The 22,639-nt window shown below is 65.1% G+C and carries 16 protein-coding genes, 3 tRNA genes and 1 pseudogene; 11 read left to right on the top strand and 9 right to left on the bottom strand.

Annotation, left to right across the window (positions count from 1 at the left end):
• The first annotated feature begins 36 nt into the window (after positions 1–36).
• Together NO978_RS11155 and NO978_RS11150 are read left to right on the top strand one after the other, a co-directional pair.
• Positions 37–109, top strand: a tRNA-Asn gene (locus NO978_RS11155).
• Between the two features lie 293 nt (positions 110–402).
• Positions 403–513, top strand: a tRNA-Ile gene (locus tag NO978_RS11150).
• A 251-nt stretch (positions 514–764) separates the two neighbouring features.
• Here the strand turns inward: NO978_RS11150 and NO978_RS11145 are convergent.
• Positions 765–2,332 (bottom strand): annotated as a pseudogene (locus NO978_RS11145) (TrkH family potassium uptake protein).
• Positions 2,333–2,405: 73 nt separating this feature from the next.
• Positions 2,406–3,740, bottom strand: coding sequence for a Trk system potassium transporter TrkA (gene trkA, locus NO978_RS11140; RefSeq protein WP_257299667.1), 1,335 nt, complete (start codon positions 3,738–3,740; stop codon positions 2,406–2,408).
• An 844-nt stretch (positions 3,741–4,584) separates the two neighbouring features.
• On the opposite strand from trkA, the gene NO978_RS11135 reads away from it, so the two are divergent.
• The 8 genes from NO978_RS11135 to NO978_RS11100 all read left to right on the top strand — a co-directional run bounded on the left by NO978_RS11135 (position 4,585) and on the right by NO978_RS11100 (position 10,829).
• Positions 4,585–6,510: a response regulator gene (locus tag NO978_RS11135; RefSeq protein ID WP_257299666.1), complete on the top strand. Its 1,926-nt coding sequence runs from the start codon at positions 4,585–4,587 to the stop codon at positions 6,508–6,510.
• A 51-nt stretch (positions 6,511–6,561) separates the two neighbouring features.
• Positions 6,562–7,071: a GNAT family N-acetyltransferase gene (locus NO978_RS11130; protein WP_257299665.1), complete on the top strand. Its 510-nt coding sequence runs from the start codon at positions 6,562–6,564 to the stop codon at positions 7,069–7,071.
• A 118-nt stretch (positions 7,072–7,189) separates the two neighbouring features.
• Positions 7,190–7,263: transfer RNA gene (locus NO978_RS11125), tRNA-Phe, on the top strand.
• A gap of 139 nt (positions 7,264–7,402) precedes the next feature.
• A complete protein-coding gene (locus tag NO978_RS11120; RefSeq protein WP_257299664.1) occupies positions 7,403–7,828 on the top strand; it encodes a hypothetical protein in 426 nt (141 codons plus the stop codon).
• 213 nt (positions 7,829–8,041) lie between these two features.
• Positions 8,042–8,221: a hypothetical protein gene (locus NO978_RS11115; protein ID WP_257299663.1), complete on the top strand. Its 180-nt coding sequence runs from the start codon at positions 8,042–8,044 to the stop codon at positions 8,219–8,221.
• 754 nt (positions 8,222–8,975) lie between these two features.
• Positions 8,976–9,488, top strand: coding sequence for a hypothetical protein (locus NO978_RS11110; RefSeq protein ID WP_257299662.1), 513 nt, complete (start codon positions 8,976–8,978; stop codon positions 9,486–9,488).
• Positions 9,485–10,576 (top strand): site-specific integrase, encoded by a 1,092-nt coding sequence (locus tag NO978_RS11105; protein ID WP_257299661.1) that lies wholly within the window; start codon positions 9,485–9,487, stop codon positions 10,574–10,576. Before NO978_RS11110 ends, NO978_RS11105 begins: the two co-directional genes overlap by 4 nt.
• Before the next feature lie 4 nt (positions 10,577–10,580).
• Complete coding sequence (locus NO978_RS11100) at positions 10,581–10,829, top strand: hypothetical protein (RefSeq protein WP_257299660.1); 249 nt, start codon at positions 10,581–10,583, stop codon at positions 10,827–10,829.
• 11 nt (positions 10,830–10,840) lie between these two features.
• Here NO978_RS11100 and NO978_RS11095 read toward each other — a convergent pair whose 3' ends face one another.
• The 7 genes from NO978_RS11095 to NO978_RS11065 all read right to left on the bottom strand — a co-directional run bounded on the left by NO978_RS11095 (position 10,841) and on the right by NO978_RS11065 (position 20,211).
• The gene (locus NO978_RS11095; protein WP_257299659.1) at positions 10,841–14,740 is read right to left on the bottom strand and encodes a PAS domain-containing protein; all 3,900 of its coding nucleotides are present in this window, start codon (positions 14,738–14,740) and stop codon (positions 10,841–10,843) included.
• 76 nt (positions 14,741–14,816) lie between these two features.
• Entirely contained in the window at positions 14,817–15,374 is a 558-nt protein-coding gene (locus NO978_RS11090; RefSeq protein ID WP_257299658.1) for a hypothetical protein, read from the bottom strand.
• A gap of 137 nt (positions 15,375–15,511) precedes the next feature.
• Positions 15,512–15,985 (bottom strand): redoxin domain-containing protein, encoded by a 474-nt coding sequence (locus NO978_RS11085; protein WP_257299657.1) that lies wholly within the window; start codon positions 15,983–15,985, stop codon positions 15,512–15,514.
• A 110-nt stretch (positions 15,986–16,095) separates the two neighbouring features.
• On the bottom strand, positions 16,096–17,238 hold the full coding sequence (locus NO978_RS11080) for a GAF domain-containing sensor histidine kinase (protein WP_257299656.1): 1,143 nt from the start codon (positions 17,236–17,238) through the stop codon (positions 16,096–16,098).
• Between the two features lie 23 nt (positions 17,239–17,261).
• On the bottom strand, positions 17,262–18,689 hold the full coding sequence (locus tag NO978_RS11075; RefSeq protein ID WP_257299655.1) for a glycosyltransferase family 2 protein: 1,428 nt from the start codon (positions 18,687–18,689) through the stop codon (positions 17,262–17,264).
• 1 nt (position 18,690) lies between these two features.
• Complete coding sequence (locus NO978_RS11070) at positions 18,691–19,815, bottom strand: HEAT repeat domain-containing protein (RefSeq protein ID WP_257299654.1); 1,125 nt, start codon at positions 19,813–19,815, stop codon at positions 18,691–18,693.
• Between the two features lie 18 nt (positions 19,816–19,833).
• Positions 19,834–20,211 (bottom strand): response regulator transcription factor, encoded by a 378-nt coding sequence (locus tag NO978_RS11065; RefSeq protein ID WP_257299653.1) that lies wholly within the window; start codon positions 20,209–20,211, stop codon positions 19,834–19,836.
• A gap of 92 nt (positions 20,212–20,303) precedes the next feature.
• On the opposite strand from NO978_RS11065, the gene NO978_RS11060 reads away from it, so the two are divergent.
• Positions 20,304–22,568, top strand: a complete 2,265-nt coding sequence (locus tag NO978_RS11060; protein ID WP_257299652.1) for a hypothetical protein — start codon at positions 20,304–20,306, stop codon at positions 22,566–22,568.
• Positions 22,569–22,639: the final 71 nt, after the last annotated feature.

Here is a 22,639-nt window from a genome sequence, read left to right as displayed (position 1 = left end):
CTTTATATCCGGCAGGCCTACCTGAGAATGCGACGAGCCGTCATAGCTCAGTTGGTAGAGCACCACGCTGTTAACGTGGTGGTCCCAGGTTCGAGCCCTGGTGACGGCGCTTCTGACGATTCAGTACCCGAGGAGCACTGTCTCCGAGCGACGCCCGAATCGATACAACCGAGACACGCCAGGGCTCGAGCAGACGAGTCGCAGCCCGCGCAGCGTCGCGAGCAGGAACGTCTCGGCGAGTTCGAGCCCTGGTGACGGCGCTTCTGACGATTCAGTACCCGAAGATCACCGTCTTCGAGTATCCACGCGTTTCCGACGGTGGCACGAACGCTCGGCTCGAACCACTCCCTGCCCGTATTTTCGACACGTCTATTATGCCTGGTCCGGAACTACCGACCGAGAGGGCCCTTAGCTCAGCCTGGTTAGAGCGCTCGGCTCATATCGACCGCCGACTCGTACCGGGTCCGGTCGTGGGACACCGAGTGGTCGATGGTTCGAATCCGTCAGGGCCCATCGACGAAACACCTGTTTCTCCACTCTCAGAAAACAGAATCCTTAGCGCTGCGTAGTGCTCGGACTCGGCGGTTCCGGGTTTTCTGGAACCCACCTCTCAGAGTGGATTTCGACGAGGGGATACACGGCCCCCTTTGCCGTCTTGCGACTCTACCAACCGAAGCTCGAACGGGAGTCCACGAGGCGTGAGTCCCGAACAGCTCGGTATCACCGCCGACGAAAAATCGTTCGTGAGGCCGAGCGCGACGGTTTCACCACTCCCAGAACGAGCGGGTAAACAACACGAGCACTGGCACCACTTCGAGCCGTCCGAGCCACATCAGCACGATCATCAGGAGTTTCGACGTCACCGGGAACTCCAGATAGCTTCCGAACGGGCCGAGCATCCCGAAGCCGGGGCCGATGTTCCCGATGGTCGCGATACTCGCGCTGAGTGCTTCGAGCGTCGTCAACTCGAGCCCTACACGCCCCGCATCGAGCGTGATGACTACCGTGGACACGGCAAAGATGAACAGATAGAGGAAGGTGAACGCGAAGATACCCCGCACGACCTCCTCGTCGATGACCTGGCCGCCGAGACGGACTGGCTCCACGACATCGGGGTACACCGTCGTCGAGAGCTGTCGACGGATGGCTTTGAGGATGACCAGCCACCGGATTATCTTCACACCGCCACCCGTCGACCCTGCTGACCCGCCGATGAACATCACTGCCAGGAGGAGTACCTGTCCCGCCTCGTTCCACTGCGCGAAGTCACTCGTCGCGAAGCCGGTCGAATTGAGCAGTGTCACAGTCTGGAACAGGCCTGCCGCAGTGAGTTCTCGAAGGCTCCCTTGGTAACCCCACCCAGTTCAAGCGCGGGTGCAACACCGCCGAACAACAGCGCCCAGAGAACGAGCGCGACACCGACGATCGCACCCACGTACCCCTGGAACTCTCGATTCTGGAACACGTCGACGTACTTCCCCTGCAGAACGAAATAGAAGAGCGCGAAGTTCGTCCCCGCGACGACGATGAACGGGATCACGAGCCACTGCACGGCCGGGGAGAAGGCTGCGACACTCTCGGCCTCCGGCGAGAACCCACCGGTCGGGAGCGTCGTGAACCCGTGCGCGATCGCGTTGTACAGGTCCATATTTGGGGCAACGCCGATCAGATGGAGCGCGTACAGCAAACAGATCAACAGCGCGGTGAATCCGGCATACACGAGCCAGAGGATGCGTGCCGTCTCGGCGATCTGTGGGGTGAGTTTGTTCAACTCCGGGCCCGGCGCCTCTGCGTCGATCAACTGGGCGCCGTTGACCGCCAGTTCGGGCAGGATCGCGACCATGAGAACGATGATGCCCATCCCACCGAGCCACTGCGTCAGCTGCCGATACATCAGCATGGCGTGTGAGTGACGCTCGAACGAGATCTCGCCGAGCACGGTCGCCCCTGTCGTGGTGAATCCCGACGTCGACTCGAAGAGGGCGTTGGCGATCGAGGCGGACAGCGCACTCGGTGATTCGAGTGAGAGTCCGACCGTCGATGCCGTCCCGAAGCCCTAGAGCAGATACGGCACGGCTCCACCGACGGACACGCCGACCCAGGCGAGCGCCACGAATAATATCGCCTCCTCCGTTCCGAGGTCGTCAACGTCGGCACTCCGTTCCAGCGCAACCCCGAGTCCGGCAGTGATGACGACCGACCCAAGAAACACGTCCACGTCGTTCCCGTAGACGACTGCAACGAAGAGCGGAACGAGCATCGCGACGGCAAGATACTTCAGGACTGTCCCGACGAGCGCACAGCTCTGGCGCCAGTTAACGTTCAGGTGCATCAGGTTGCCTCCACATCCCGGGCGAGAGTGGATCGAGCGGGAGACGGTCGGGCACACCGCTGGTCAGTTCCGCTCATAGGCGCTCTATTACCTCCTCGATGCCATCACTGTCAGCGAGAACGACGGCATGGTCTCCCGGTTTGACGACCGTATCGCCGCGGGGCATCAGAAAACTCCCGTTCCGAGTAATCGCACCGATCACGACACCGGGTGGGAAATCGGCGATTGCCTCCGCGATTGGACGCCCTGCGAGGGCACTCTCCGTGTCGATCCGGATTTCGATGACCTCGGCCTGATTGTTCTCCAGCAGGGCAACGTTCAGTGTATCCTGGTCACGGGCAAATTCGATGATCTCCTCGGCAGTCGCTCGCCGCGGGTTCACCGCGGTGTCGACACCAGCCTCCTCGAACAGGTCCACGTGCTCACCGTGATCGACGACTGCGACCGACCGGTCGACGCCCATCCGTTTGGCCCGGAGTGCGGCCAGGAGGTTCGCCTCGCTATCTTGATCGAGTGCCGCGACGACGACGTCGATGTCCGCGGCTCGTTCGGTCTCGAGAAAGTCCCGGGTTGTCGGGTCCGTATTGCGGACAGTCGTCGCCGAGAGGCGTTCGGACAGTTCGCGTGCGCGGTCAGGGTCTGCTTCCAGCAGGTGCGGGCGAAGTCCCCGCTCCTCGAGCAGTTGTGCAGTGTGATATCCGATATCGCTCCCCCCGACAATCAGGACGTTTCGCGTGGGTGATCTCTCCTGACTGAGTTCGGTGCCGAGGGTATGGACTGATTCGGGCTTTCCGATGACGATGATTCCGTCGCCGGCTTCGATCCGGGTGGAGCCAGTCGGAATAATGGTGGTTCCCGACCGGACGAGAGCACCGAAGGTCAGCCCCTCGAACCTGTCGGCCTCCTCGACTGTTTGGCCGACAAGAGAACTGCCCGGATCGACGTAGAACTCGGCGATATGGACCGTTCCACCGGCGAAGACGTCGAAGCTGCTCGCTGCTTCCAGGCCAGTTCCGCCGACTGCTGCCCCGATGGTCAACAGGTTCGTCCCGACCATGAGGTCGACGCCGAACACGTCGTCTGCACGATCCCACGTTTCGATATATTTTACACTTCTGACGCGTGCGACGGTCGTGGCGTCGCTCAGTGCTTTCGCCGTCTCACACGTCAGGATGTTGATCTCGTCGCTGTCGGTACTCGCAATGAGCAAGTCTGCGTCCGCGATACCGGCTTCCTGTAGTGTTCCAATCGTCGAACTGTCACCGAGAACTGTGAGGACATCTAATTCGTAGCCAAGGCCATCGATCCGGTCTGCATCGGTATCGATTACGACGACATCGTGAGCTGCGTCGAGTTTGGCTGCAACTCTTCGTCCGACCTGCCCAGCGCCAGCGATTATCACGCGCATATCTGTGCTGCTGCGTAGTTCCCACGTCGAACACCGGGTAAGTACGCTTCGGCATCCGCTCTGTCACAGCCGGAGATGAGAGACGGACCCTCACGGTTGACCGACGGCATCCTCCCCGCTCTACAGCCCGGCCTTTCCAACAGCCACTCGCGGAACTCACCCGCCGTATCTCGCACGCAACGGCTGCCACGAGGTGTGGATATCAGAACCCATCGCGTGACATCCGTGGCGTGTAGTTGCCGCAGAGGAATCCAACAGCGGTCCTGAGGTCGACCCCGTCACCGAGCCGCCGGTCTCGCGCGCGGTCATGCACCACGCAGCCGGTTGTCTGCCGAATATCCGCCGCGCACCGACGTGGCCGACAGCTGTGAAGACAGGAGGCAGTTCGCCGGGACGGCCGCTCGGTGTTCGTGTCTTGACTCGTCGCGGTCGAAAAGGTGGAGGAGCAGGTGGTGGTGTTGGTGACGAACTGGTGGAACCGTGTGGTGGCTCGATTGCTCCTCTCTGGATAGGCCCCAACCCATCCAGTTCAGTTTATTATCGTTTATAGTATAACTCTGTCGGCCTTCTATGCAATGGTTCTATGAACCGTTCCGCTCCCGTACCGGCGAACGGGTGTCCGCGCGACCGTGGTGGAGCGGCCGCCGTCGCGGAGCTAGTGACAATTTTTAGTTTGGTCGTGGTCCCGTCCCACGGCGACTCACTCGATAAGAGCGCAAACATGTCACCGTCACACTCGCGCAAGTGGCCCACTCGAACACGGGTAAAGGAACCGCTCCGGCACCGGCCGCATCACCGTCCCAAGAGTATTAATCGGTGCCACGGCTACGTAGAGCAACGACGCATGACCGACCCCATCCGGGTCCTACACGTCGACGACGAGCCGGCGTTCCTGACCCTCACCAGGGAGTTCCTCGACCGGGAACTCGACGCCGTCGAGGTCGAGACGACGACCAGCGCCGCGGCGGCGCTGGACCGGCTCGACGCAGTGGACCCGGACTGTCTCGTCAGCGACTACCAGATGCCGGAGATGGACGGGCTCGAACTGTTGGACGCGGTCCGTGACCGCCGCCCCGAGCTGCCTTTCATCCTCTTTACTGGCCACGGCTCCGAGCAGATCGCGAGCAACGCTATCTCGGCGGGGGTGACGGACTACCTCCAGAAGGGCAGCGCGAACGAGCAGTTCCAGCTGCTCGCCAACCGCATCCGGAACGCCGTCGAGGCCTACCGAACGCAGGCAGCGTTCGAGGAGTCCGAACGGATGTTCTCGACGCTCATCTCCAACCTGCCGGGGATGGTGTACCGGTGCCGCAACGCACCGGAGTGGCCGATGGAGTTCGTCAGCCAGGGCTGTCTAGACCTCACCGGCTACCAGCCATCCCAGCTCGAGCGCGGCGAGGTCGTCTGGGGCGAGGAGATACTCCACCCCGACGACCAGGAGTCGGCCTGGGAGGTCGTTCAGGACGCCGTCGACAACCTGGAGTCGTTCGAGGTCACCTACCGCATCCGCCGCCGTGACGGGGCGGTCCGCTGGATGTGGGAGCAGGGTCGTGGCGTGTACGGCGACGACGGCGAACTCATCGCGCTCGAGGGGTTTATGACCGACGTGACCGAACGGGTGCGCTACGAACGGCGGCTCGACGCCCTCAACGAAGTCCTCGGCAAACTGCTGGAGACGGCGGACAGACACGAGTGCGCGTGGGTCGCCGTCGAGGCGGCCTGTGACTCGCTGGAGTTCCCCATCGCGTCCGTTCGACTGTACGACCAGGAGACGGACGACCTCGAACCGGTGGCCGTCACCGACGCCACGGCAGACGGGCTGGAGGAGCGGCTGGCGTTCCCGGGCGAGAACGGTCCCGCCTGGCACGCCTACACGACGGGAGAGGTGCAGTGGTACCCCGACGTAGTCTCCGAGTCGGTGACCGTCGAGTCCCATGCGGACATCCGGTCGCTGCTCGTCCTCCCGCTCGGCCGGTACGGAGCGCTCGCGCTCGCCTCGCCGACGCCCGACGACTTCTCCGAGACCGACCACAACCTCGCGCGCATCCTCGCGGCCAACCTGCAATCCGCACTCGACCGCGCCAACCGCGAGCGCATGGTTCGCGACCGCGAACACGAGCTCCGCGAGCAGAACGCCCGGCTGGAGGAGTTCACGAACATCGTCAGCCACGACCTCCGGAACCCGCTCTCCGTCGTCCGCGGCCAGCTCGAACTCGCACGGGAGACCGGCGACGGCGAGCATTTCGACCGTGCGGAGGTCTCGTTGACCCGGATCGAGGACCTCGTCTCCGATATGCTCACGCTCGCCAAACAGGGAATGGTCGTGGGGGAGACCGAAGCACTCTACCTCGAGGTCGTCGTCCGGCGTGCCTGGGAGGCGGTCGAGGCTGAAGGGGCCGAGCTTACCGTCGCGTCGGACCTCGGGTTGGTCGCCGACCAGAGCCGACTCCAGCAGCTCCTCGAGAACCTGTTCCGGAACAGTGTCGAGCACGGCACGGACCACGACGCCGCGACGGACGGCGTCGCCCTCACCGTGGGGGTACTCGACGATGCCGCCGGCTTCTACGTCGCCGACGACGGCCCCGGCATCCCCGCCGCCGAGCGGGAGCACGTATTCGACCCCGGCTTCAGCACCGAGGAACAGGGGACCGGCTTCGGCCTCGCGATCGTCCAGCAGATCGCCACTGCACACGGCTGGTCGGTCGCGCTCACCGAGGGCGACGACGGCGGCGTACGCTTCGAGTTCACCGACGTCGAACTCGCCGAGTGAGTCGCACACACCGGCCGAACGCTTTTGCGGGGCCTCGTCGATGGTCCGTCCGTGTCCACCTACACCCTCCGCCAGGCCGAGCCGGCCGACGTTTCCGGCATCCAGCGCGTCGCTCGTGCGGGCTGGCACGCGGCCTACGACGACGCCATGGGCCCCGACACCGTCGACGACTGCATCGACGACTGGTACGACCACGAGACGGTCAGCGACGCCATCGAGAACGACGACATCGACTACCTCGTCGCCACGGCCGACGACCGGGTCGTCGGCTACGCGTCCGTCGGTCCGACCGACGACGAGCGACCCGAGACGGTCGCGGGCCTGTACAGCATCTACGTCCATCCCGACCGCTGGGGAGCCGGCATCGGAACGGCGCTGCTCGAGCGCTGCACACAGCGACTCCGCGAGCGTGGCTTCGAGCGACTCGTCCTCAAAGTCATCGCGAACAACGAGGTCGGCATCTCCTTCTACCGGTCCCACGGCTTCGAGCAAACCAGCGAGGAGACAGTCGAGCTGAAGGGCCAGTCCCTCGACGAGTACGAGTTCGCCAGAGTCCTCTAGCCCGCTCTGTCCCCGGAGCCGCCGCCTGACACCCGTGCCGCATCCGAATCCGACGGCTGGTTCCCACGCTCCCGATTCGAAATCCTTTTTTAGTGCATCCACCGAAGTTGGAGTGCGCGCCGCCTTAGCTCAGACTGGGAGAGCACTCGACTGAAGATCGAGCTGTCCCCGGTTCAAATCCGGGAGGCGGCATGGCTTTTTCACTCGAAGCTGGTTCGACAGATAGCGACGCCTTACCGCGGGCATCTACTTGAATCCGCGATGGGATTAGAACGTAGTACCACGGGAGCGGTGGAGAACGTTCTTTGGCCGCTGGCCCGATTCGGGTCGCATGAGCGAACCGGACCTCGGAAAGTCGATAGCGCGGTTCAAACGGCCGTTGCTGTACGTGATGGGCCCGCTGTACGTCGTTGCGGGCATACTACACTTCGTCGCGCCGGACACCTACGAGCGGGTGGTACCGCCACAGTTCCCCCGGCCGCGGGAGCTGGTCTACCTCTCCGGTATCGCCGAGATCGGCCTCGGTGTGGGTGTCTTACTGCCGTCGACGCGGCGGAAGTCGGCATGGGGACTGGTCGCGCTACTGGCGGCGGTGTTCCCGGCGAACGTCTACATGGCGACCGACGACGTGGCGGCGGAGGCGGCGCCGGAGTGGGCGACCGACATCGCGCGGGTCGTCGCGTGGCTGCGGCTGCCGCTCCAGGCGGTGCTGGCGCTGTGGGCGTGGTGGTACACGCGGCCGATGGAAGACACGTAACGCACTGTCGACGCTGGCTGACGCCTCACACCCGACAGTGTCTGGCCGAGAATTCGCACGTGTTCTGTGCCCAACACGTAGCCTGAGACGGTTCACCCACCGTTCTACCGTGGCTCCTGGTGACGCTTCTGTATCCTCGTAACCGTCCGGATGCCCGCTGATGTATCTGTTAGCTGAGGTTGATTAGTCGCTGTGTCGTCGCCTCGACCAGCGATGGCGAGAGACGACATCGATAGACGGAGCCTCCTCCGACTCGGCGGCGTCGCGGCCGTCAGCTCCCTCGCGGGCTGTGGTGGCCAGAGCAGCGGGGCGCTGACCGAACCGACAGAAACCCGACTGAGTCCGAGAGAGGCGGTCGTTCCAGCCGTCGTCGATAGTTGGTGCCACGCATGACAGAACTGTCCCAGTCACATGGCACGCGACCGCTCCTCGAGCAGCCGCTCACAACCTGTCGGTAGCTGTGGACGTTCTTCCACAACCGGATTATCGCACCGAGACGTGCTGACAGCAGCCGATAGCCGTGCTAGTTCGGTCTCCGCGATTCCACAATCGGCCTAAACACCCGCAAGAAGGACGCATTCGCTGTGATGAGGGTGAGTGTGGAACGCGAAGAGAGCCAAACAGATAGTTGCACAGAGCGTACCGAATGTCTGGATACAGGTCTTGAGAAAACCCGAAAACGACCGAATCAGGAACCGGCTCCTCTTATGCTCTGCCTGTATTTCCAGGCTGTCATGGCCAGCCGCAATGAAAACCGCAAGACGGGGACCGATTGTGGAAACTCAGCCATCGCTCGCGAACGAACCGACACCCCTGTCGAACGACTAACGGAAACCCCACACACATCGCTACTGAGGGGTTCTACACCCCGTTTTCGACCAGCTTCGACTTGCTCTCGCGCAGCACTTCTCGGTTTCGAACACCCTCCACAATCACTCCACAAGCAGTTTCACAGCTCTTCTTGCGGGTGTTGAGGCCGATTGTGGAACACACGATAGAAGTCTAGCGAGGCTCTTGAGTTCTCTCGGCACCGCAAATCGCTTCCGACTGATTGTGGAGGCTGAGCCGGCGGTCTCGTCGTAACTATGCCGTGCGATCACCACATCCCAGTCTGGAAGTTCAAAACCGATAGCGCATCAATACCGTTGTGAGCCAACCAACCAGTAGTTCGGAGACCGACGCCTCGCCGAAGATCAAGTCACGCGACCCCGCGGATCGGATTGGGATATACAAACGGCTTGAGGATGTCCCAGTTCACAGGCGACTGAGTCAGTACGAATCCGAGTACAAGAACCGTGAGGTCTGGGATGAGTTCATGGAAGTTGTATTGCTCGAACGCTACACGTCTGACCGGTCGATTCAGGACGCTAAGCGAGCGGGTCGACGGTGGAAAGACCACATGAAAACCCGCGGTCGGCACCCCGCTCTCGCAACGCCGCGCGACGTCGAGTCCTGGTGTCAGCATCTCGTGAACACGCTCAAAATCAAGACTGCATACAACTCCTACTGGGTCCGGGTCGAACGCTTCTACACGTGGCTGTACTGGCACCGTTCCCATCCCCACTGCTACAACCCTGTGTTGATGGCGGCTATCGACGGTGGCGCTTCGGGGCAGATCTGGGACGAGAAGATCAGACGGGGGAATGGAGGGACACAGTGAGCGACGATACCCGCGAGACGCTCGCGAAGGCTTTCGAATCCGAAACCGATCCACTGGAACAGTACGAAGCGACCTTCGAAGGGACAGATGCCGACCCGTTTGAACCGTTCCGAACTGACGTCCTCGAATCTCGTGACGTCACTCAGCACACGATCGACCTCCACGAATGTCTCTGGGGACAATGGTGTGAGCACATGGACCGACTCGGGCGGCACCCGGCCTGTCCCAACAAGGAGCATGTGAAGGGCTTCGCCAGGTACGAACTCGACGAGAAGGGCAACAGCCCGCGAACAGTCGCGGAGAAGCTCCGGAAACTGAACTCGCTCTATGAGTACTGGCAGAACGACCCCGTGTTCCCCCATCCGGTGAACTTCAATCCAGTCAGCCTCGCACGGTCGACCATCGACCTCTCCTATCCCGAACGGAAAGAACCTCCACGGCTGACTGTGGACGACCTCAGGGAGCAGCTAGCAGCCATCGACCACGTCCGTGACCACGCAATCATCTTCCTGCAGTTGAAGCTGGGGCTCCGTGCCACCGAACTCTGCAATATCCGCCTTTCAGAGCTCTCGATAGCCGATTCTGAAGTACGGAACCACTACACGGAACTCGGTACCCACCGACTGCTCGACGGTCGTGAGAACGCGATACTCATTCCCCACGACCGGAGCGGGAACAAGTCGCGTCGTTCTCGTGTGCTCCCACTCGACGAGGAAGCACAGCGGGTGCTCACCGAGTACCTTCTCGTCCGACCGGACAACGGTGTGGCGTGGCTGTTTCTCTCGAAGAGCCGGCACATCCAGCTCGATAAACAGGACATCAACAAATTCTGGAAGCAGTACTTCCACCCCGAGCACGAGGAGACTGAGCAGCACCGAGCCGTGACCAGCCACTACGGTCGACACCGGTTCACGACGTACTGGCGGGTCGAACAGGACCTCAACCGCGAACTTCTAAAGTACATGCGGGGCGACACGCCCGGGTCAGCGACGATCAACGATAGGGGTGCTATCGACGAGTACATCCACACCTACTACGAGGATATCGAGCCGATCTATCGAAATCAAATCTACCAGCTTACCGGCTGAGCCCGTGACCGTTCGAGTCGCCGAGGGCATCGCTTACGAGGTACGAGTCGACGACTCGGCGGCGGCCACCTGGGCGGCGGAACGCTGCCCGTCGGGGCCGGACCGGCAGTTCGGCGACTGTGAGGCTATCGAGGGCGTCGTCGTGCAGGAACGTGCGGGGGAGACGACGGTGCTCGCGGTCGCTGTTGACCTGACGGTGACGACGCGGGAGGGTGTGTCGGCGGTGACGGTTGTCGTGCCGGTCGTGGGGTGACGGCCGGATGTCTAGCCAGCGAACTCGAACTCGAAGCGGGCACCGCCCTCGTCGCCCTCGGTCGCGGCGACGGTCCAGCCGTGGGCCTCGGCGATATCCTCGACGATGGCGAGCCCGAACCCGGTCCCCTGTTCGTTGGTGGTGACACCGTGTTCGAACACCGACTCGCGCCGGTCGGGTGGGATGCCCCCGCCGTCGTCGGTGACGGCGAAGCCGTCGGCGTCCGTGAGCGGGGTGACGGTGATGCGGACATCCTCGCCGCCGTGCTCGACGGCGTTCCGGAAGAGGTTCTCGAACAGCTGGGTCAGCCGGCCGGCGTCGCCGGTTACGACGGAGACGTCGGCGGCGATGTCGAGCGTTGCCTCGTCGGTGTCGACGTAGCCCCATGCCTCGGTGGCGACCGCCGCGATGTCGACCTGTTCGCTCGCCTCGACCGTCGTCTCGCCGCGGGCCAGCGTGAGGAGGTCCTCGATGAGCCGCTCCATCCGGTCGTGGGCGAGTTCTATCTCCTCGAAGTGCGCGGGGTCGCCGGTCTCGGCGGCGACGTCGAGGTAACCCATCGCGACGGTCAGGGGGTTCCGGAGGTCGTGGGCGACGACGCTGGCGAACTGGTCGAGGCGCTCGTTCTGCCGCTGGAGCGTCGCCTCACGCGTGGCCCGGTCGAGGGCCGTCTCGACGGTCGCACCGAGGATGCGGAACAGGTCCGCGTCCGTGTTCGAGAAGGTGGCCTGTTCGGTGACGGCCGTGACGAGGACGCCGTGCTCGCCGAGGGGGACCAGCATCTCGCTCTGGACGTCGGTCTCCGGGTTGTGCACCGCAGTCTCGGTGCTGACGTCCTCGTAGCGATGCAGTTCGCCGGCCTCGAAGGCCTGCCAGGTCAGGCCCTCGCCCCGGGCAAATCGCGGGATCGTTGTGAACGCCTGCTCCGCAACGTCGCTCGCGGCCAGCGGGACGAGCACGTCGTCCCCCTCGTCGTAACGCCAGATGCCCGTGTTCTCGAACCCGAGCACCTCGACGGCCGCCTCGACCGCGATCTGCCCGATGGATTCGACCGACTGGGCGCTGCTGAGACGCTGCCCGGTCTCCTGCAGCCCCCTGAGGCTGTGCTCCAGCTGTTTCTGGTCGGTGATGTCCTCGAGCACGGCCAGCACGCTCGCGACCTCGCCGTCGGCGTCCCTGAGCGGCGTGACCGACAGCAGCAGGTCGAGCTCCTCGCCGCTTTTGGTCCGGCGGCGGACCTCCTTGCCCCGGATGGCGTTTCCGTCGAACGCGCGGTGGCGGTTGTCGCTGAACTCCGCTCGCTTCTCCTCAGGAACCATCGGGTTGCGTTCGCCCAGCACCTCCTCGCTCGACCAGCCGAACATCTCCTCTGCGCCGTCGTTCCAGAGGAGGACCTCGCCGTCCTCGTCGATCTCCATGATGGTGAGGGGCGCGGCCTCGATGAGCGACTCGAGCCGTTCGTTCGCCGCCTCGAGTTCGCGCTCGCGCTCGACCTGTTCGGTGACGTTCCGTGCAATACCGACGAGGCGGACCACGTCGTCGTCGACGACGACCGGGGCGAGGGTCGTCTCCCAGAACCGTGCCTCGGGCCCGAGATCGAGCTCCTCGCGGTAGGCGACGGGTTTGCGCTGCTCGACGCAGCGACGATAGTTCGACTCGAGCTCGGCCCCCTGCTCCGGCCCGAAGGCCTCGTGTGGGGTCTGGCCACGGACGTCCGCGGTCGTGAGACCGGTCTGTGACTCGTAGCCGTCGCTGAGTCGCCTGAACTGGAACGTCGGGTCCGTCTCCGACTGGTCGACGTCGAGGAGGAAGATGGCGTCGCCGGAGGTGTCGAGCAGCGCCTCGTACTCCTCTGCGAGTGCCCGGTGCTCCCGCTCCCGTCGCTCGCGCTCGGTGATGTCCTGGAACACGCCCCGGAGGATGGGCCGGTCGCGGGCGGGCGTCTCGACGGGCTCGCCCCAGGCGCGGACGGTCCGTTCCTCGCCGTCGGCCTGGACGATGCGAAGGTCGAGGTCGTACGGCTCGCCCGCCTCGATAGCACGGTCGACCGCGGTCGAGACACGCTCGCGGTCGTCGGGGTGGTAGAACTCGATAGCGTCCTCGAGCGTGGGCTCGTAGTCGTCGTCGACGCCGTGGATGTGCCTGACACCGCCGGACCAGTTCAGGTCCTCGGTCGCCGGGTCGTACTCCCAGATGCCGAGGTCGGCGATCTGCTGGACCCGTTCGAAGAGAAACTGCTGGCGTTCGAGCTCCTGCCGGTCGCGTTCCCGGGAGAGTGCCGCGCTCACCAGTTCGGCGAGCAGTTCGACGAACGTCCGTTCCAGCCGTCCGAAGGAACCGTCCCTGGGGGTCGAACTCGAGAAGTTGATGGTCCCGTATCGCTCGCCGTCGACGGGGAGCGGTGCGCCGATGTAGGACTTCAGGTCGAACTCGCGGTAGGCCGGATGGGACGACCGTCCGGCAGCCGTCGCGTCGGCGAACGCCGTGAGGTCGTCCTGGCGCACGACCGCCTCGCAGTAGGTCGATTCGAGGTCGAACGTGGTGCCCGCTTCGATGTCGTCGTCGGGGCTGCGGACGGCACGGACGGTGTAGGAGTCCTCCTCGATCCGCGAGACGATGCCGATGTCGAGGCCGAGCGTCCGTCTGCCGACGTCGAGGAGCGCCTCGAGCTGCTCGTCCACGTCGCCGGTACTGCTGGCCATGACCCGCTCGATCTCCTGCAACGCGTCCCGCTCGCGCTCCAGTTCTCGCCTGGCCTGGCTGCTGTCCGTGACGTCCCGCGCGACGACGAGCACCTGCGCCGGCTCGGTCCGCTCGAACGGTGTGAGCCGCACGTCGAACGTCCGCGTGCCGGTGCCGACCTCGAGGTCGACCGTGATGTCCGCCTCGTACGGGTCGCTCTCACGTCGGTCGCTCCCCCCGTCGTCGAGTGTCCGCGCGACCGCTTCGCTGAACTGGTCGTCATCGTGGACCTGTCCGCTGGCGACGTCCGAGAGGCGGTGTCCCTCGAGCGTCTCGCCGTCAGGGACGTTCGTGAGCCGTCTGGCCGGCGCGTTCGCGAACTGGACGACGCCATCGGGCTCGACGACGAGGACGACGTCGTGGATGGTATCGAGGACGGTCGCGTTCCGCTCGCGCTCCAGTTCCCGCTCGCGCTCCTCGGTCACGTCACGGGAGAAGACGGTGAGGCCGTCCTCGTCGGGGAACACACGCGCCTCGACCCAGTAGTCGTACGGCTCGGGAACGTACTCCTCGAAGGAGGTCGGCTCGCCCGTCTCCATGGCGGTTCGATAGCGCTCCTCCATCTCCGTCCCGGCGATGGTGGGGAACTCCGTCCAGATATCCGCCCCGACGACCGCCTGTGGGTCGCGGTCGACGCGGTCGGCCATCCGCTCGTTCAGGTACTCGATGCGCCAGTCGCTGTCGACGGCGTACACCGCGTCGGTCGTTCGCTCGAGCGCTCGCTGGAAGCGGTTTCGAACCCGTTCGGCGGCCGCACGCTCCCGTGTGGCCTCGACGAGCGTCCGGACGCGGCTGGCGAGCAGGTCGAAGTCGTCCCGGTCCGGACGAAGCGGGATGTAGTCCGAGACGCCCGCCCGCGTCGACTCGCTCGCGAGCGTCTCGTCGCCCGACCCCGTGAACAGGACCACGGGGCAGTCGTCGCCCGTCTCGCGGATGGCTCTGGTGAGCTCGATGCCGTCCCCGTCGTCGAGCGTGTAGGCCGTCACGACACAGTCGACGTCGTCGGTTCGCAGCCGCTCCATCGTCGCCTCGATGCTGGATTCTGTGAGACAGTCGATCTCGGGGTCGGCCCGCAGGAGCTTCGTCTCCACCAACCCCCTGAATCCATCGTCGGCACTGGCGTAGAGCACTCGGATACCCTCCTCTTCTTTCGATGACCGCGCTGTCACGATTACCACTCGCTACGGGCGGGCGGGGCTAATGGATTCCGGCCAGCGGCGGCGACGTGGTTCGGGGTCGACCCGGTCAGTCTTCGCCGTCGTCGACGGCAGCGAGCAACGCCCGCGCCTCGCTGACCTTCCTGTCGATGCGGTAGGTGTGGGTCTTGACCGTCCCGACGTCGAGGCCGAGCTCGTCGGCGATGGCCTGCTGGGAGCGCCCCTCGTTCCGGAGCACCTGTACCTGTGCCTGCCGGAGCGAGAGGCCGGCGCGGACGAGCGAGGCGACCCGACTGCTCGGCAGGACGAGCGGCTCGCTGCCGGGGACGGACTCGTCCATCACGTCCCGTGCGAACGCGGCGTGGACGCGCTCCGCGGCGGCACGCAGGTCGTCGGGGAGGTCGAGCCGCTCCGCCAGCTGGGTCCACACGTCCGCGCCGATGAAGAGCACCGTGGCCAGCCCGTCGTCGGTGGTGTGGTAGGGCTGGTCGTACTCGTCGTCGTAGTGCCGCTGGATGGCGTCGCCACCCTCGGCGAGGTCGGCGTGGATGCTCGCGAGTGCGTCGGCGAGGCGGTCGCGGTCGACGTCGCGGTCGCGCGCCACGTCGGCGACGAGCGAGGCGGAGAACGGTGTGGTCGCGGGCATGGCCCGAACTACGGCGTCACCAGCCTTCATGTTTACGTCTGCTGTAAACTTTCGACTGCTCGCGGTGGGTCACACCCGCTGGCCGTCGGTCCCGGCCGCTCTCCGCCGGCTGCTCCGGTCGGGTGCCAGTGACTGGCTCAGGGGGCTCCGACGGCGTCGAGCAGCGCGTCGTAGTCAGGCTCGTTCGTCGGGTCGTCGGCGACCCACGCGTAGCTCACGGTGCCGTCGTCGTCGAGTACGAACACGGCCCGGTTCGCGATACCGTACAGTCCGAGGTCTGGAATGTCCATCTCCAGGCCGTACGCCCGGATAGCGTCGCCGGCCATGTCGCTGACGAGGTCGAACTCGATGCCGTGCTCCTCCCGGAATGCGCCCTGTGAGAACGGGGAGTCGGCGCTGATGCCGAACACCGCCGCGCCGGCCGCGGCGAACGCGTCGTGGTGCTCCTGCAGCGCGACCATCTCGTTCGTGCAGGGTGGCGTGAACGCGCCCGGGAAGAACGCGAGGACGACCGGGCCGTCGCCGAGGTGGTCGGCGAGGTCGAACGGTTCGTGGTCGCTCGTGCCGTACGTCGCGGTGAACGTCGGTGCGGTGTCGCCTGTCGAAACCATGAGACCACTTACGGTCGCCGGCGTCAAGGCTCGGGGGCCACACATGTTCGGGACCGACGGCTGGGACGCGGCGTCCCGACCGTGGATTCGGAGCGATGCGGGGGCCGGACTCAGCTCGTCGGCGGGTCGGTCACCGTCCCGACACCGGTGAAGACGAACCGGGTCCCGTCGTTCGTGGCCTGCACCGACCCACGCCAGCCGTGCCCGGAGACCACTCGTTCGATGATGAGGAGGCCGAGGCCTCGCCGGTCCGTACCGTACTCACCACCGAACAACGAATCGGCGATGTCGGGCGGCAGCCCCGGGCCGGAGTCTTCGACGACGAAGCCGTCCTCGATCCCTTCGACTCTTACTGTCACGTCCGGGCCGCAGTGTTCGTCGACGTTCCGGAACAGGTTCTCGAACAGCTGTCTGAGACGGGACGTGTCCGCCCGGAGCGTCCGGTCGTTGGCGATGTCCAGCGAGGCCGCTTCGGGGTCGATGGTGTCCCAGGCCGTGCGCGCGACGGCCGAGAGCTGGACCGACTCGCGCTCGCCGACGTCGACCCCGTCGCGAGCGAGCGAAAGCGTCTCCGTGATCAGCGCGTCCATCCGTTCCAGCGATTCCAGAACCACCTCGAGGTACTCCGCCTCGGGTCCGGAGGCGGTTTCGGCAGCGAGCTCGGCGTACCCCTGTGCGCCGGCCAGTGGATTCCGGAGGTCGTGTGCCAGCACGCCCGCGAACTCGTTCAGTCGCTCGTTCTGCGCGTCCAGCGACCGGTAGTGCTGCTCTCGCTCTATCTCGTGGCCGATCCAGCGAGTGAGTAGCGAAACGAACCGCTGTTCGTCGTCGTCGAACGAGACCGGGCGCGGGTCCTCCGCGGAGAAACACAGCGTCCCGTAGATGTCGCCGTCGACGGTTATCGGGGCACCGATGTAGCAGTGCAGCTCCGTCACCTCCTTCGCCACGTCGTCGCTGTAGCCCGAGTCGTCGGCGTCGGCGAGCACCAGCAGTTTCTCGTCGCCGACGACGTGACGACACCAGGTCGTCTCCAGGTCGTGAACCGACCCGGGGGTGTACTCCCCGCTCTCGATCGTCGAGGCGAGTACCTCGTAGTCCCCCTCGCCGGTGTACGAGAGGACACCGTAGTCGATGTCGAGGCGGTCCCGACCGACGGTGATCGCCCGGCCGATCTTCTCTTCCAGCGTCGCCGACGTGTCTCCCCCGAGTTCGTACAGGTCACGGAAGTAATCCCGTACCTCCTGGTCGGTCATGGGTGGAGTTATCACCGGCCGCACTAATCGTCCTCGGTCGAGAAGCCGGTCCGCTCCATCGCACCCCAGGTGTCGACGCCCCTGAGATACTCGAGGAGGCCCCGCCACGCGACGAGGGTCTTCCACTGGCGATAGCCGAAGTTCTCCAGAACGCCGTACCACAGCAGCCGTAACACCTGCCACGGACTGTCGTAGCGGTTGAAGCTCCAGACCTCGCTGAAGACGCCGAACCACGAGAGGAAGATACCGAACCCGGTGGTCAGCAGGAAGAACACGAGGACGAACTCGACGTTCAGGACCCCGAAGTACCACGCCAGAGGTAGCACGACGTATCCGAGCCCTTCGATCAGCGGCCCGAGCACCTCTGCCACGACGAAAAACGGCATGACGAACGACCCGACACGGCCGTAGTTCGGGTTCCCCAGCATCCGCCAGTGAGTGACCACGGTCTCGATCATCCCCCGGTACCACCGCCGTCGCTGACGGCCGAGCACTCGCCGCGTCGACGGAACCTCCGTCCAGGCGACCGGCTCCGGGACGAAGTCGACCGTGTACTCGCGGCCGGTCTCCTTGAGGTGGCGGTGCAGTCGGACGACGATGTCGAAGTCCTCGGTGACGGTGTCCTGTCTGTACCCCCCGACCTCTCGGACTGCGTCCGTCTGGAACAGGCCGAACGCCCCGGAGATGAGGATGAGTCCGTTGATACGGTTGAGGCCGAGACGGCCCGAATAGAACGCCCGGAGGTACTCCATCACCTGCACCCCCGGCAGCCCGGTCTTCGGGAGTTTGACCGACTCGACGACCCCGTCCTGAATGACGCAGTCGTTGGCCACCCGGATGACGCCGCCGGAGGCGACGGCCGTCGTCGGTTCCTCGAGGAACGGTCTGACCAGCGACAGCAGCGCGTCCCGGTCGATGACGGTGTCCGAATCGACGGCACAGAACAGCCGCATCTCGGTCAGCCAGATCCCGGCGTTGAGCGCGTCGCTCTTGCCGCCGTTTTCCTTGTCGACGACCAGTAACTCCTCGTCGGTGCACGAGCGGTAGACGCGGTGTATCTCCTCCGAGGGGACGTCGAACGGGATGTCGGCGTCGACCGCTTCGAGGTCGAACGTCTCGACGAGCCGGTCGAGTGTCGCGTCGGTCGACCCGTCGTTGACGACGACGACCTCCAGTTCGGGGTAGTTCAGCGACAGCATCGACTGGACGCTTTCGACGATGGTCGCCTCCTCGTTGTACGCCGGGACGACGATGCCGATGCCCGGATAGAACGGGCTCGAGAACCGCCTGAAGGGTGGGTTCCATCGCGAATCGCGAACGTCGTCACGGAGTTCGAACAGTGCGAGAACGTGCAACAGCAGGTATCCGCCGTTCACGACGAGGTAGTAGCAGATGACGAACACACCGAACAGCAGCAGGACCGTCCCGAGGAGGTGCTGGATCGAGTGCACGTCAGCCGGTCACCCCGTCTCGGTTCGGCGTGCGTGCCAACTGGTCGTACTCGGCGTGTTCGAGACTCCATGCCCACGCGTCTCCCAGCACTGCGTCCCCGTCGGTCTCGATGCGGTCACGTCGTCGAACGAGTGCTGCCGTCCCGAGCGTGAGTGCACGGGGGTGGGTCTCTTCGACGAGCGCGAAGAGGAGAATCCAGAGGGCCTTCTCGTCTCCCCAGGCCGCCAACATCTCGTAGACGGCCGCCCGGACGCGGGGGGAGGGGTCGTCGGTCGCCCGCTCGAGGAACAGCTGGTCACGGAGCGATGCGTTCCAGCCGAAACTCCCGAGCGCGGCCGCGGCGGCGGCACGGATCGCCTCGTTCTCGGTCTCGAGGGCGGCCGTCAGCCACCCCAGGTCGCCGTCGCGGACGCTCGTTCCGAGGTTCGCACAGACGGCGAGTACCTGCGTCAGCAGCGGTTCGGGCCACTCGCTGTAGGACCGGTTGGCCCGACGTAACAACGGTTCGGGATCGTCCCGCGCCACCCGATAGAGGGTGTCCTGGCCGAAGACGGTGAACTCCTCGTTCGTCCCGTCCAGCAGCATCGAGATACCACTCTCCGCGTCGGGAAGCGTGCCGCTTACCTGTAGCAGTGTGACGACCGCGGCTCGCTCGCGGGGACTCTGCGGTTCGAACGTGGAGTCGACGTACTGGTCCGGTCGGCACAGCAGCGTCAGCCACGTGAGCGCCTGCAACCGGTCGTACTCGTTCCGTGACTCGAGTCTCCGCCCGGCTCGCTCAGGAATCCCGAGTGCGTCGCCCAGATCGCGGAGCCGGTCGGCCTCCCGCCCGTCGAGCTCCCGGAGGTTGTCGTCCAGCAACGATTCGACGACGGCGCGTTCCATCCGCGAGAGACCGTCCACCCATCCCTCCCAGTCCGGCTCGTCGGCGAACAGTCGATTCAGAAGTTCCTCTCGGAGGTCGGGGCGGACGCGCTCGCGGCGGGTGTTCTTGCCCGAACGATACACCGACAACCCCATCGTGAGGCAGAACGAGACCGTGGTCGCGACGCCAACGACCAGTCCGACCCTGACGAGTATGACCCGCATCGGAACGACGTACCCGAACAGCGTGACCTCGGTCATCGAACTCCTCTCGGACCGTCACGCATCGATATGTCTCCTGATTCGGGCGAGAAGTTCCTCGCTCCGAAACGGTTTCGTCACGTAGTCGTCGACGTCGGCATCGAACCCTTCGAGGACGTGTTCTTCTCGCCCCCGCGAAGTCAGCATCACGATGGGGAGGTCGGCCCTGACGGCCAGTTCCCCACCACGGATCATCCTCGCGAGTCGCATCCCGTCCAGACGAGGCATCATCACGTCCATCACGGCGATATCCGGCTCGTAGCCTCCGTCGAGGACGTCAGCGGCTGCACGCCCGTCTTCGCACACCCGCACCTCGTATCCAGCTGCTCCGAGCTGGTGTTTCACCAGCTGCTGAAGCGTTTCGTCGTCATCGACTACGAGGACATCGACCGCCATTCAATAAGAGATGAGAGCACACGTACATAAACACGCCTATCGACGCCGCGGCCATCCACCGGCTTCTTGTGGGCTCTCCCCTTCGTCGGGATATGGAGAGACGTCGGTTTCTGGCGTCGATCAGCGCCGGTAGCTTCAGTTGCCTCGCGGGCTGTCAGCGGTTGGCGGGTTCATCAGCGGAGGAGACGAGCTCGGGGCCGGGCGAGTCACCCGGAACCGAGACCTCCGCAGGCAGTCGCACCGAGTCACCGACGACGGCGGACGTCAGTCCGGACGGGGCCGCGTTTCGCGTCGCCGGTGACGGCTTCGAACGGTGGACCGACGGTGGGTTCGAACCATTGACCGTTCGCGGTATCAATCTCGGAATGGCCAAGCCCGGCGCGTTCCCGGGACAGGCGGCGATCACACGCGAGGAGTACGACCGGTGGCTCGCGGCGATGGGCGACATCGCGAACGTCGTCCGGACGTACACGATCCACCCGCCGGCGTTCTACCGGGCGCTGGCCGCGTACAACGAGACGGCCGCCGAACCGCTGTTCTTGCTCCAGGGGACGTGGGTTCCGACGGCGGAACTTCTCGACGCGGAGGACGCCACCGAGCTGTCACGGACCGTCGACCGGGAGCTCCAGCGAACCGTCGATGTCCTCCACGGTGAGGCGACGCTTCCGGAGCGCCCCGGACACGCCAGCGGCACCTACGATGCGGATGTCAGCGGCACGACGCTCGGCCTCCTGTTCGGTATCGAGTGGCCACCGGACGTCGTCGCCCGAACCGACGAGCGTGGAACGGCCGGCGAACTCGACGGTCGATACCTCCGGGGGGCCCACGCCTCGCCGTTCGAACGGTGGCTCGGGGGCCGCCTGAACGCCGCGGTCGGGCACGAGACCGAGACCTACGGGGTGCAACGTCCCGCCGCGTTCGTCAACTGGGTGACGACCGATCCGCTGGCACATCCCTACGAACCCTACGGGGACGAAGACTCTGTCAGCGTCGATCCGGACGCACTCACGGCGACCGACGCCTACCCCGCGGGTACGTTCGCTGCCTATCACGCGTATCCGTACTACCCCGACCTGCTCAACGAGACGCCGTCGTACGTCGACTACGTCGACCACCGGGGAGAGCAGAACAGCTACGCTGGCTACCTGAACGACCTCGTCGGTTCGACCTCGCACCCCGTCCTGCTCGCCGAGTTCGGCGTCCCGAGTTCGCGGGGCATCGCCCACCACCACGTTCACGGTCGCGACCAGGGGCGTCACACCGAGACCAGACAGGGAGAGCTGGTTGGAGCGATGTACGAGGATATCCTCCACGCCGGCTGCGCCGGTGGGATCGTGTTCTCCTGGCAGGACGAGTGGTTCAAGCGGACCTGGAACCTGGACGAGCGATCGGTCCCCGGCCGTCGTCCGTTCTGGTCGAACATCGAGACGCCCGAACAACGGTTCGGCCTGCTCGCGTTCGAGCCGACAGACGGCGTCTCCCTCGACGGGTCCGTCGATGGCTGGACCGACGGTCTGCGTGTGGCTGCGACGGGCGACGGCGGAAGCGGAACGCGAAAACTCCAGCGCGCTCGGGTGACACACGACTACGAAGGCCTGGCCGTACGGCTGGAGTTCGAAGCCACGGGAGAGCCCATCGACTGGAGCGCCACGAACGCGCTCGTGACCATCGGACTGACCGGACGACGGGCGGCGTTGCCGTTCGGGCTGGACGCGACGGCTCCGGCTGACTTCGTCGTGAACCTCGCCGGGGCCGGGGAGTCGCGGTTGCTGGTCGAGTCGTCGTACGACGCTTTCGCACGCGAGTTCGGGTCCCTGGCAGGGCTGGACGTGGCGTCGTATCGGACCGGCGATGCCGGGTTCGTCCCGGTCTACGAGCCGGTCACTCTCGGCTACACCGTCCCTCCGACGGGTGAGCAGGTTCCGTTCGATGCGGTCGAGACCGGGCAGTTGCGATACGGGGTCGGGAACCCCGCCGCGGACCAGTACGACTCCCTCACCGACGTGTACGCTGCTCCGGACGGTCGGGTCGTCGAAGTACGACTGCCCTGGGTGCTCCTCAACGTCGCCGACCCGTCGAGCAAGCGTCGGATCGAGACGGACTGGGACGCCGGACTCGAAGTGACGTCGTTCGACGAGATAGACGTCGGCGTCGCGACCTACGCGCCGAACGACGATGCGGGGACGCCGCAGTCGGACTCGACGGCCGTCGACCGCGCGGCACCGGGGGCCCGCGGAGACCGGCTGGAGACCGTCGCCTACGGGTGGGAGGAGTGGAACCGCCTCTCGTACGACGAGCGCCTGAAGGAGTCGTACGAGGTGCTCCGTCGAACCGACTGGGCTGGAGACCCCGGGTGAGCGGAAGTCGGGGCCGGTTCGAAACGACGGCCGAACCGTGAGAAGCACCTTGCGTCGGCGGTCACCGGTCG

The sequence above is a fragment of the Haloarchaeobius sp. FL176 genome (assembly GCF_024609245.1).
In the GTDB taxonomy this organism is placed as follows: Archaea; Halobacteriota; Halobacteria; order Halobacteriales; family Natrialbaceae; genus Haloarchaeobius.
Note: the sequence above shows the minus strand (reverse complement) of the source record. Positions and strands in the feature narration are given on the sequence as shown.